12 protein-coding genes are annotated in these 12,270 nt (G+C 56.3%); 1 reads left to right on the forward strand and 11 read right to left on the reverse strand.

Annotation, left to right across the window (positions count from 1 at the left end; translation table 11 throughout):
* Nucleotides 1-217, forward strand: a 217-nt coding sequence (locus tag PG898_RS09255) for a hypothetical protein (RefSeq protein WP_270823932.1), incomplete at its 5' end; no start/stop codon positions are given.
* Between the two features lie 98 nt (nt 218-315).
* Here PG898_RS09255 and gmhB read toward each other — a convergent pair.
* From gmhB to rpoC, 11 genes are all read right to left on the reverse strand, one after another.
* Nucleotides 316-858, reverse strand: coding sequence for a D-glycero-beta-D-manno-heptose 1,7-bisphosphate 7-phosphatase (gmhB, locus tag PG898_RS09260; protein WP_182787294.1), 543 nt, complete (start codon nt 856-858; stop codon nt 316-318).
* Between the two features lie 111 nt (nt 859-969).
* On the reverse strand, nt 970-2,154 hold the full coding sequence (tuf, locus tag PG898_RS09265; RefSeq protein WP_041206539.1) for an elongation factor Tu: 1,185 nt from the start codon (nt 2,152-2,154) through the stop codon (nt 970-972).
* 54 nt (nt 2,155-2,208) lie between these two features.
* Complete coding sequence (gene fusA / locus PG898_RS09270) at nt 2,209-4,314, reverse strand: elongation factor G (protein ID WP_270823931.1); 2,106 nt, start codon at nt 4,312-4,314, stop codon at nt 2,209-2,211.
* Nucleotides 4,315-4,388: 74 nt separating this feature from the next.
* Complete coding sequence (gene rpsG, locus PG898_RS09275; RefSeq protein ID WP_010675949.1) at nt 4,389-4,859, reverse strand: 30S ribosomal protein S7; 471 nt, start codon at nt 4,857-4,859, stop codon at nt 4,389-4,391.
* A gap of 93 nt (nt 4,860-4,952) precedes the next feature.
* Nucleotides 4,953-5,327: a 30S ribosomal protein S12 gene (gene rpsL, locus PG898_RS09280; protein WP_005306278.1), complete on the reverse strand. Its 375-nt coding sequence runs from the start codon at nt 5,325-5,327 to the stop codon at nt 4,953-4,955.
* A gap of 182 nt (nt 5,328-5,509) precedes the next feature.
* A complete protein-coding gene (gene tusB / locus PG898_RS09285; RefSeq protein ID WP_043133757.1) occupies nt 5,510-5,788 on the reverse strand; it encodes a sulfurtransferase complex subunit TusB in 279 nt (92 codons plus the stop codon).
* A 7-nt stretch (nt 5,789-5,795) separates the two neighbouring features.
* The gene (tusC, locus tag PG898_RS09290) at nt 5,796-6,152 is read right to left on the reverse strand and encodes a sulfurtransferase complex subunit TusC (protein ID WP_270823930.1); all 357 of its coding nucleotides are present in this window, start codon (nt 6,150-6,152) and stop codon (nt 5,796-5,798) included.
* 9 nt (nt 6,153-6,161) lie between these two features.
* Nucleotides 6,162-6,554: a sulfurtransferase complex subunit TusD gene (tusD, locus tag PG898_RS09295; RefSeq protein WP_270823929.1), complete on the reverse strand. Its 393-nt coding sequence runs from the start codon at nt 6,552-6,554 to the stop codon at nt 6,162-6,164.
* An 86-nt stretch (nt 6,555-6,640) separates the two neighbouring features.
* Complete coding sequence (locus PG898_RS09300; protein WP_106885569.1) at nt 6,641-7,021, reverse strand: RidA family protein; 381 nt, start codon at nt 7,019-7,021, stop codon at nt 6,641-6,643.
* 26 nt (nt 7,022-7,047) lie between these two features.
* A complete protein-coding gene (locus PG898_RS09305; protein WP_025328613.1) occupies nt 7,048-7,764 on the reverse strand; it encodes a helix-turn-helix transcriptional regulator in 717 nt (238 codons plus the stop codon).
* Nucleotides 7,765-7,960: 196 nt separating this feature from the next.
* Nucleotides 7,961-12,265: a DNA-directed RNA polymerase subunit beta' gene (gene rpoC / locus PG898_RS09310; RefSeq protein WP_005325063.1), complete on the reverse strand. Its 4,305-nt coding sequence runs from the start codon at nt 12,263-12,265 to the stop codon at nt 7,961-7,963.
* Nucleotides 12,266-12,270 lie beyond the last annotated feature (5 nt).

Raw genomic sequence — 12,270 nt, forward strand, 5'->3', positions numbered from 1 at the left:
TGAAAATCAACAAAATTGTTTGATGTTCGATGCTGTGAGTGCCCACACAGATTGCTTGATTCAAATTGTTAAAGAGCGACGCAACAGTGTGTTGCTGCGGGAGTGGAATTCTACTCAACCGCTTTCTCGAGTCAAGCCTTATTTTCAAAGGCTTTTCGAGGTCATCGACGGGGTTGTTTGCGTTGCCGCTTGCCCTGTCGATGGAGGCGCATTATAGGGGGCTGAAACTTTCTGGCAAGCAGATAATTGCAAAAAGATGGCTTCCACCAACCGTTCGCTCATAAAGCCACCAATGCGCGTATTAAGTGAACGAAATCAGCCCGCGACAGGCGCTGAAATAGCAAAATCGTGCAGATTGTCATAAACGGTATCAGCCAGCGTATTGCCCTCATCGGTCACTGCCTTGCCGGTGCGCACCATCACCTTGTGTCCGACCCCGGCATTGATGGCCGCTTTCAGGTCGGAAGGCTTGTCACCCACCATATAAGAATGTGCCATGTCGATGCCGAGCTCCTGTTGCGCCAACAGCAGCATACCGGGTGCAGGCTTGCGGCAATCGCAGGGTGCACCATGATCCGGATGATGAGGACAGAAATAGATACCATCGAGATCCACATCCCGATCGGCCAGTGACCAGTCCATCCACTCGGTCAGGTTCATGAAGTCGTCTTCACTGAAGTAACCGCGGGCGATGCCGGATTGGTTGGTGACCACGATCAGCAGATAGCCTTTCTTCTTCAACAGTTGCAGGGCTTCGATCACCCCAGGCAGGAAATGGAAGTCGTCTACCTGGCTGACATAACCTGTGTCTTCGTTGATGACACCGTCACGATCCAGAAAAATGGCGGGCTTGCTCACTGGGGACTACCTCAATAAATGATTTTGCAGAGTATCTCATAGGGCATAAGACCCAAAAAGAAAAAGGGGCAGCCGAAGCCACCCCTTTTATGTGTGCAGATAGCGAATCGATTAAGCGATTACGCTAGCAACAACACCAGCACCTACGGTACGGCCACCTTCACGGATAGCGAAACGCAGGCCATCGTCCATCGCGATCGGCGCGATCAGGGTAACAACCATTTTGATGTTGTCGCCTGGCATGACCATCTCTACGCCTTCCGGCAGTTCGATGGTACCGGTCACGTCGGTAGTACGGAAGTAGAACTGCGGACGGTAGCCCTTGAAGAACGGGGTATGACGACCACCTTCTTCTTTGGACAGTACGTACACTTCAGATTCAAACTTGGTGTGCGGCTTGATGGAGCCCGGCTTGGCCAGTACCTGACCACGCTCTACGTCTTCACGCTTCACGCCACGCAGCAGGGCGCCAACGTTCTCACCGGCACGACCTTCGTCCAGCAGTTTGCGGAACATTTCAACACCGGTACAGGTGGTAGAAACGGTGTCTTTGATACCGACGATTTCAACGGTCTCGCCAACTTTAACGATACCGCGCTCTACACGACCAGTAACTACGGTACCACGGCCAGCGATGGAGAAGACGTCTTCGATAGGCATCAGGAACGGCAGGTCAATAGCACGCTCCGGCTCCGGGATGTAGGTATCCAGGTGGTGAGCCAGCTCGATGATCTTCTCTTCCCATGCAGCGTCGCCTTCCAGCGCTTTCAGCGCGGAACCACGTACTACCGGCAGGTCATCACCCGGGAAGTCGTACTCGGTCAGCAGTTCACGAACTTCCATCTCGACCAGTTCGAGCAGCTCTTCGTCGTCTACCATGTCGCACTTGTTCATGAACACGATCATGTACGGGATACCAACCTGGCGACCCAGCAGGATGTGCTCACGAGTTTGCGGCATCGGGCCGTCAGTCGCGGCTACTACCAGGATCGCGCCGTCCATTTGGGCAGCACCGGTGATCATGTTCTTAACGTAGTCGGCGTGACCCGGGCAATCTACGTGGGCGTAGTGGCGGGTAGCAGTGTCGTATTCTACGTGGGAGGTGTTGATGGTGATACCACGCTCACGCTCTTCCGGTGCCTTGTCGATCTGGTCGAAGGCGAAAGCTTTACCACCGAAGTGCTTGGCCAGCACGTTGGTGATGGCGGCGGTCAGGGTGGTTTTACCGTGGTCAACGTGGCCGATGGTGCCGACGTTTACGTGCGGTTTATTACGCTCAAATTTTTCTTTAGACACGACGTAGTCCTTCTAGGTTAAACCCGCCTACCGTCGTAGGCGGGGAATCATAAATTACTTGGATTTGCGCTCTTCGATCACGGCCTGGGCGACGTTAGTCGGGGCATCGTGATACTTGGCGAATTCCATGGCGTAGGAAGCGCGACCCTGGGTAGCGGAACGCAGGGCAGTCGCATAACCGAACATCTCGGCCAGCGGCACGAGAGCACGAACGATCTTGCCGGACGGGCCGTCTTCCATACCTTCGATCAGGCCACGACGACGGTTCAGGTCACCGATGACGTCGCCCATGTAATCTTCCGGAGTCTCAACTTCTACTTTCATGATCGGTTCGAGCAGAACCGGGTTGGCTTTCATGAAGCCAGCCTTAAAGGCCATGGAAGCAGCGATTTTGAACGCCAGTTCGGAGGAGTCGACATCGTGGTAGGAACCGAAGTGCAGACGCACACCCAGATCCATGACCGGATAGCCTGCCAGCGGGCCGGACTTCAGTTGCTCACGGATACCCTTGTCAACACCCGGGATGAACTCACCAGGAATGACGCCGCCCTTGATGTCGTTAACGAACTCGTAGGCTTTGCCTTCTTCCAGCGGGTACATGTCGATCACAACGTGACCGTACTGACCACGACCACCGGACTGCTTGGCATGCTTGCCTTCGATGTCCTTGACGGTATTCCGGATGGTTTCACGGTAGGCAACCTGCGGCTTACCTACGTTGGCTTCAACCTTGAACTCGCGACGCATACGGTCAACGATGATGTCCAGGTGCAGCTCACCCATACCGGCGATGATGGTTTGGCCAGATTCTTCGTCAGTCCATACGCGGAAAGACGGATCTTCCTGCGCCAGACGGCCGAGTGCCAGACCCATCTTCTCTTGGTCAGCCTTGGTTTTCGGCTCAACCGCGATGGAGATTACCGGCTCCGGGAATTCCATACGCTCGAGGATGATCGGCGATTTTTCGTCACACAGGGTGTCACCAGTGGTCACGTCTTTCAGACCGATGGCAGCGGCGATGTCGCCTGCGCGAACTTCTTTGATCTCTTCACGCTTGTTGGCGTGCATCTGAACGATACGGCCAAAACGCTCGCGCTTCTCTTTGACAGAGTTCAGCACGGAGTCACCGGAGTTAACCACACCGGAGTAAACGCGGAAGAAGGTCAGGTTGCCTACGAACGGGTCGGTAGCAATCTTGAATGCCAGAGCAGAGAACGGCTCGTCATCGGAAGCGTGACGCTCGTCCTTGGTCTCGCCATCCAGCTTCAGACCGTCGATGGCTGCTACGTCGGTCGGAGCCGGCAGATAGTCAACCACGGCATCCAGCATGGCCTGTACGCCCTTGTTCTTGAACGCAGAGCCACAGGTAACCAGGATGATTTCGTTGTTCAGAACACGCTGACGAAGAGCTTTCTTGATCTCTTCCTCGGTCAGTTCTTCACCACCCAGGTATTTTTCCATCAGGTCTTCAGACGCTTCAGCAGCGGCTTCAACCAGGTTCATGCGCATTTCTTGCGCTTGTTCCAGCAGCTCGGCAGGGACGTCTTCGTAATCGAAAGACACGCCCTGGTCAGCTTCGCTCCAGTTGATGGCTTTCATCTTGACCAGGTCGATAACGCCCTTGAAGTTCTCTTCTGCACCGATGTTCAGTTGCAGGGGAACCGGCACGCCTTTCAGACGGGTCTTGATGTGCTCAACGCAGCGCAGATAGTTGGCGCCGGTACGGTCCATCTTGTTGACGAACGCGATACGGGGAACCTTGTACTTGTTAGCCTGACGCCATACGGTTTCAGACTGTGGCTGTACGCCACCTACGGCACAGTACACCATCACGGCGCCGTCCAGAACACGCATTGAACGCTCTACTTCGATAGTAAAGTCAACGTGGCCCGGGGTATCGATGATGTTGATACGGTGCGGTTGGAACTGTTTACCCATACCGGACCAAAAAGCGGTGGTCGCGGCGGAGGTGATGGTGATACCACGCTCTTGTTCCTGTTCCATCCAGTCCATGGTGGCGGCGCCATCGTGAACTTCACCGATCTTGTGACTTACACCGGTGTAAAACAGAACGCGCTCGGTAGTAGTAGTCTTACCGGCGTCGATGTGAGCAGAGATACCGATGTTACGATAACGCTCAATGGGGGTTGTACGAGCCATTGTCATCCTCTTACTAGGAGCGTACCCCTAGATAACTGAAGGTGCGCAGAGCCTGAAGGCCCTGCGCAGGCGGATTACCAGCGGAAGTGAGCGAAAGCCTTGTTCGCTTCAGCCATACGGTGAACGTCTTCACGTTTCTTGACAGACGAACCCTTATTGTCAGCGGCATCCAGCAGCTCGCCAGCCAAACGCTGAGCCATTGATTTTTCACCACGTTTACGAGCGGCATCAACCAACCAGCGCATTGCCAGGGCATTGCGACGAACCGGGCGAACTTCTACCGGTACCTGATAGGTTGCACCACCGACGCGACGAGATTTAACCTCGACCGCCGGACGAATGTTGTCCAGAGCGACTTCGAACAGGGCCAGGTGCTCTTTGCCAGATTTGGTGGCAATGATGTCCAGGGCGCCATAAACGATGGCTTCTGCAACAGATTTCTTACCGTCAACCATTACTACGTTGACAAATTTAGCCAGCAGCTCTGACCCGAACTTGGGATCCGGCAGGATTTTACGCTGACCAACAACACGACGTCTTGGCATTTCAAATTCTCCGTAACTTCAGGGGTTACCCAAAACTAGAAAGTTATCTAACTAGAAACGAATTAACGTTTGGCCTTACTTAACGGAGAACCATTAAGCTTTCGGACGCTTCACGCCATACTTGGAGCGAGCCTGCTTACGGTCTTTAACACCGGCACAGTCCAACGCACCACGAACGGTGTGATAACGAACACCTGGCAAATCCTTGACACGACCGCCACGGATCAGAACAACGGAGTGCTCCTGCAGGTTGTGACCTTCACCACCGATGTAGGAGGTGACTTCGAAGCCGTTGGTCAGACGTACACGGCACACTTTACGCAGTGCAGAGTTAGGCTTCTTGGGGGTGGTGGTGTATACACGGGTGCATACGCCACGCTTCTGAGGGCACGCTTCCAGCGCCGGCACGTTGCTTTTCACAACGAGCTTGATGCGTGGCTTGCGAACCAACTGGTTAATAGTTGCCATCAAAAGGCTCCTGATAATGACTTCATAAACGTGTGAAAAATCCTCCCCGCAGATACGGGGACGCGAAATTTTATGCCCTGTTGTCTAGGGAGTCAAGATTTATACAATTCGTGCGCCAAAAGGGCAAATGACATTCCGCCACTATTGTGATAATCGCCTGAGATAGCTGATAAAAATCAAATTTAGCCGGCCCAGGTCTGTGGTGATCCCTGCTCGGCGATCAGCTTGATCAGGCCGGCCATGTCGAGTGCCATCCCGATCCTGGGGGACAACCCCCTCGCCTTCAGGTCTTCCCCCATCACATAGAGCGGGATCCCGCTCAATCGCTCGCACCACTGCGGAGCCGTCGTCGCCACTACGGCGTCCTGCATCAGCACCAGCAGATCCGCGTCCTGGCGATAACGCAACACCTGCTCGAGGTCCTGGCTGAGGAAAGGCGAGCTCAGTACAAGCTGTATCATGGGTACCTCAAAAGCTGATGTGGGTGGTGAAGTTATCCCACTGGCGGCGGATCTCGGTCGGACTCACCACCGTCACGGGGATCAGCAGATCCTCGGCCGTCAGGCCACGTTCGGCCAGCGACGCCGCACAGACATAGACCTCCTCGATATCGTACAGTTCCAACATCTTGAAGGTCGGGGCGTAGTGGCGCTGCAATATCCCTTGTGGCGACTGCTCCCTTAGCAGTTGCAGCACGCCGTCACCGATGAGGAACAGCGCCAGGGATTCCGTCAACGCAGAGGTGGCCAGCAAGGCATCCAGGCCCTCTCGTCCACTTGCCGTACCGTGGGGGCCACGCCGGCAGATAAAGGCTATCTTGGTCATTCCATCCCCCTAGAACTGGACGAAGCGGTCGGCGGTCAGACTGGCCTCGGCCAGCTGACCCAACCCGCTCAAACGAAACGGGGCCTGCAGATTGAAGTGGGTCTTGCCGATCCCCTTCGCCTCGGCTTCATCGAGCACCCCGCGGCGCATGGCAGCGGCGACACACACATCGATGGCAATGCCCTGTGCCAGGGCAAGCTCGCGCCACAGCGCCACCAGGTCGGTCTCATCGCTGGCCGGGGCATGCAGGCCATTGCCGTTATGGACCCCATCCTGATAGAAGAACAGGTGGGAGAGACGATGCCCCTGCTCGATGAGGCTCAGGGCGAAGCGATAGGCGGTGCTGGCCGTCTGGGTACCATAGGCGGGCCCGGTGACCAGCAGGGCAAAATTCAGACTCATGTCCGGTCTCCTGCACAGATGTGCATCCATTCTACCTCAGAGACGAAAAAGCCCCTCCTGGGAGGGGCTCTTCCGATGACTCAGACTCAGACATGAGCAATGGCTTCAACTTCGACCAGCACATCTTTCGGCAGGCGAGCCACTTCCACGCAGGAACGCGCCGGCGCAGCGTCACCGAAGTAACGGGCATAGACCTGGTTGAAGGCCACGAAGTTGTTCATGTCGCTCAGGAAACAGGTGGTCTTCAACACCTTGCTGGTATCGGCACCCGCCGCCTTCAATACTGCAACCAGGTTCTTCATCACCTGCTCGGCCTGTGCCTCGATACCACCGGCAACTATGTCCATGGTGGCCGGATCGAGCGGGATCTGCCCGGAGGTGAACACCAGATCACCCAGCTTGGTAGCCTGAACATAAGGACCAATTGCGGCAGGCGCCTTGTCGGTTGCAATCACTTCTTTAGCCATTGTTATCTATCCCCTATCTATGGCGCTTACTCGCTCTCTTCTTCACCCTGCTTGCGCTGTCGGATGTAGAGATACACGGTATGTTTGGAAATATTCAGCTTGTCGGCGACCAGGTTGATCGAGTCCTTGATATCAAATATGCCCTTCTCGAACAACTGGGTCACGATAAAACGATTCTTGGCGTTGTTGGCCACGGAGGGATCGCGGTTGATCTCGTCGATGGTGTTGTCCACCGTCTGGGCAACCAGCTCCTCTACGCTGTTGGCGAAGGTCTCCGGCGATTGACGCTCCACTTGCTGGGGCGTCGGGAAGAATTCGGCCACGAACTCATGGAAAGGCGCATTGATGTGCAGGTTGATGCAGATAAGACCTATCACCTGCTTGTCGCGGTTGCGGATGGCGATGGTGCTCGACTTCATGAGCGCACCGGTCCGGCTGCGGGCAAAGTAGCTCTGGGTGTGATCCTGACCCGTGCTCTCTATGTCCTTGAGCATGCGCAGGGCCAGATCGGTGATCGGTGCTCCCAGAGTCCGCCCAGTGTTGAATCCGTTCGCTATCTTGATCACTGACTCATGCAGATTTTCCAGGGAATGCAGCACCACTTCGCAGTGCTTGCCGAACAGATCGGCTAGGCCCTCGATGAGGCCCTCATATGAACGCAACAATTCCCTGTCTTCGTCTGTAAAAGCGCGACCGCTCAGTTGCTCTTCGGGAAGCAGTACTTCCTCGATACCGACAGCCATGTTCTACCCCTGTAATAACCATTCAACTTTCCCGAGTTTTCAATTGCGGGGGATCAATGTCAACTTTTTTTGATTTTTTGCTCTATAACCTTGCACTGGATCATCCCCTGCCCCAGCCCGGTGCAGCGCTCTACTGGTGGTCAGGCAACAAAAAGGGCCCCTTGAAGGAGCCCTTTTTAATCACTGCAGCTGAAGATTACTCTTCGTCAAAACTGCCGGCTGCGTTGAGCAGGTCCGCCAGATTTTGCTGAGCCTCATCGGCAGTCACCTGTGGCACACCAACAGCACGGGCTGCGGCGGCACGCTGGTTGATCCGGGCATGGTGGTAGGCAAAGCCGGTACCAGCCGGGATCAGGCGACCCACGATTACGTTCTCTTTCAGGCCACGCAGTTCATCACGCTTGCCGCCAACGGCCGCTTCGGTCAGAACACGAGTGGTTTCCTGGAAGGAAGCCGCGGAGATGAAGGACTCGGTGCTCAGAGATGCCTTGGTAATACCCATCAGGATATGACGGAAGGTGGCCGGAGTCTTACCCTCGGCAACCAGCTTACGGTTGGCAATCTTCACGCGAGCCACTTCAACCTGCTCGCCTTCGATCAAATCGGTGTCGCCAGCGCTCAGGATCTCGCACTTACGCAGCATCTGACGAACGATGACTTCGATGTGCTTGTCGTTGATCTTAACGCCTTGCAGACGGTAAACGTCCTGCACTTCGTTGGCGATGTAGTTGGCGACCGGGCTGATACCGCGCAGACGCAGGATGTCGTGAGCAGACTCAGGACCATCAGCCAGTACTTCACCCTTCTCAACTTTTTCACCTTCGAACACGTTCAGGTGACGCCACTTCGGAATCATCTCTTCGTAGATGTCGCCACCGTCGGTCGGGGTGATGACCAGACGGCGTTTGCCCTTGGTCTCTTTCCCGAAGGAGATGGTACCGGAGATCTCGGCCAGGATAGCCGGTTCCTTCGGTTGACGTGCTTCGAACAGATCCGCAACGCGCGGCAGACCACCGGTGATGTCCTTGGTACCGCTGGACTCTTGCGGGATACGCGCGACCGCGTCACCCACGCCCACGTTGGCACCATCCTCCAGGTTCACGATCGCCTTGCCCGGCAGGAAGTACTGGGCTGCAACATCGGTACCCGGGATCATGACATCCTTGCCGTTCTGGTCAACCAGCTTCACGGTCGGACGCATCTCTTTACCGGCGCTCGGACGTTCATTGACATCCAGCACGACGATAGAGGAGAGACCGGTCAGCTCGTCGGTCTGACGAGTGATGGTCACACCGTCGATCATGTGTTCGAAGTCCAGACGACCTGCTACTTCGGTGATGATCGGGTGGGTGTGCGGATCCCAGTTGGCGACGGTATCACCGGCACTCACGGCCTGGCCATCTTTCACTTCCAGGACGGAACCGTAAGGCAGCTTGTGGCTTTCCTTGGTACGGCCCATCTCGTCCATGATGGTCAGTTCGGTAGAACGGGAGGTGATAACCAGCTTGTCGGCGCTGTTGGTAACAAACTTGGCGTTCTGCAGCTTGATGCTACCGGTGTTCTTGACCTGGATGCTGCTCTCGGCAGCAGCTCGGGATGCGGCACCACCGATGTGGAAGGTACGCATCGTCAGCTGGGTACCCGGCTCACCGATGGACTGGGCGGCGATAACACCGACAGCCTCACCCTTGTTCACCAGGTGACCACGGGCCAGATCACGGCCGTAGCAGTGAGCACAGTTACCGAAGTCGGTCTCACAGGTGATGGCAGAACGTACCTTCACGCGGTCGACGGAGTTACGCTCCAACAGGTCACACAGATACTCGTCGAGCAGAGTATTGCGCGCGACCAAGATCTCGCTTTCAGTACCCGGCTTGATCACATCTTCAGCGACCACACGACCCAGCACGCGCTCACGCAGCGGCTCGACCACGTCACCACCTTCGATCAGCGGAGTCATCCACAGACCTTCGGTCGTACCGCAATCGTCCTCGGTGATCACCATGTCCTGAGCCACGTCAACCAGACGACGGGTCAGGTAACCGGAGTTCGCTGTCTTCAGTGCGGTATCCGCCAGACCCTTACGAGCACCGTGAGTGGAGATGAAGTACTGCAGTACGTTCAGACCTTCACGGAAGTTCGCCACGATCGGCGTTTCGATGATGGAGCCATCCGGCTTGGCCATCAGGCCACGCATACCGGCCAGCTGACGGATCTGGGCGGCGGAGCCCCGCGCACCAGAGTCGGCCATCATGAAGATGCTGTTGAAAGAGGCCTGCTCTTCTTCTTCACCCAGGGAGTTGACGTTCCGCTCCTTGGAGAGGTTATCCATCATGGCCTTGGAGACGCGATCGTTCGCGCTGGCCCAGATATCTATAACCTTGTTGTAGCGTTCGCCAGCGGTCACCAGACCGGACAGGAACTGGTCCTGGATCTCGGCAACTTCGGCTTCGGCTGCCGCAATGATGTCTTTCTTGGCATCCGGGATGACCATGTCATCGATACCAACGGAAGCACCGGACAGAGCCGCGTAATGGAAACCGGTATACATCAGCTGGTCAGCGAAGATGACGGTGTCCTTCAGGCCCTGCTTGCGATAGCAGGTGTTCAGCAGACGGGAGATGAGCTTTTTGCCCAGCGCCTTGTTGGATACGGATTTGATCCAGTTCTGCGGATTGGCATCCAGATCGGCCTGCTCGGCGGCAGTCAGCACCTTGGGTTCGTCGATCAGCGCATATTCCATGCCTTTCGGCAGGATCAGGCTCAGGATCGCACGACCAACGGTGGTGTTCTTCATCTCGGTGTGCGGCAGCAGGGAACCGTCTTCCTGACGCAGGTATTCGGTAATGCGCACTTTCACACGAGCATGCAGATCGGCCAGACCGGCACGATAGACCTTCTCGGCTTCTTTCGGACCGGCCAGCACCATACCTTCGCCCTTGGCGTTGATACGGGCACGGGTCATGTAGTACAGACCCAAGACCACGTCCTGGGAAGGAACGATGATCGGCTCACCGGAGGCAGGCGACAGGATGTTGTTGGTAGACATCATCAGGGCGCGCGCTTCCAGCTGGGCTTCCAGGGTCAGCGGTACGTGGACCGCCATCTGGTCACCATCGAAGTCCGCGTTATAGGCGGCACAAACGAGCGGGTGCAGCTGGATGGCCTTGCCTTCGATCAGGGTCGGTTCAAACGCCTGGATACCCAGACGGTGCAGGGTCGGTGCACGGTTCAGCAGGACTGGGTGTTCGCGGATCACTTCGTCCAGGATGTCCCAAACGACGGCTTCTTCGCGCTCCACCATTTTCTTGGCGGCCTTGATGGTGGTCGCCAGACCACGGGATTCCAGCTTGCCATAGATGAAGGGCTTGAACAGTTCCAGCGCCATCTTCTTCGGCAGACCGCACTGATGCAGACGCAGCGTCGGACCTACGGTGATAACGGAACGACCGGAGTAGTCGACACGTTTACCCAGCAAGTTCTGACGGAAACGACCTTGCTTACCTTTGATCATGTCGGCCAGGGATTTCAGCGGGCGCTTGTTGGAGCCAGTGATGGCACGACCACGACGGCCGTTATCCAGCAGGGCATCCACGGACTCTTGCAGCATGCGCTTTTCGTTGCGCACTATGATGTCCGGAGCCGCCAGATCCAGCAGACGCTTCAGGCGGTTGTTACGGTTGATCACGCGACGGTACAGATCGTTCAGATCGGAAGTCGCGAAACGGCCGCCGTCCAGCGGTACCAGCGGACGCAGGTCCGGCGGCAGCACAGGCAGCACTGTCATGATCATCCACTCCGGCTTGTTGCCGGACTGCAGGAAGGCTTCCATCAGCTTCAGACGCTTGGTGGTCTTCTTGCGCTTGGTCTCGGAGTTGGTTTGATCCAGCTCCTCGCGCATGGTCTTGACTTCACCTTCCAGATCGATGGCACGCAGCAATGCAAGGATCGCTTCGGCCCCCATCTTGGCGTCGAATTCGTCGCCCCACTCTTCCAGCGCGTCCAGATAGTTCTCTTCGGACAGCATCTGGCTGCGCTCGAGGTTGGTCATGCCGGGTTCGATAACCACATAGGATTCGAAATACAGCACGCGCTCGATGTCACGCAGGGTCATGTCCAGCAGCAGACCGATACGGGACGGCAGGGACTTCAGGAACCAGATGTGGGCAGTCGGGCTGGCCAGCTCGATGTGGCCCATGCGCTCACGACGGACCTTGGTCTGGGTCACTTCTACGCCGCACTTCTCGCAGATCACACCACGGTGTTTCAGGCGCTTGTACTTGCCGCACAGACACTCGTAGTCCTTCACCGGTCCGAAGATACGGGCGCAGAACAGACCATCACGTTCCGGCTTGAAAGTCCGGTAGTTGATGGTCTCAGGCTTTTTGACCTCACCGAATGACCAGGAGCGGATCATGTCAGGAGAGGCCAGACCGATCTTGATACTGTCAAACTCTTCGGTCTTGGTCTGAGCCTTCAAAAACTTGAGTAAGTCTTTCACGTGTT

The sequence above is a fragment of the Aeromonas sp. QDB31 genome, assembly GCF_027707605.1.
Classification (GTDB): Bacteria; Pseudomonadota; Gammaproteobacteria; order Enterobacterales; family Aeromonadaceae; genus Aeromonas; species Aeromonas media.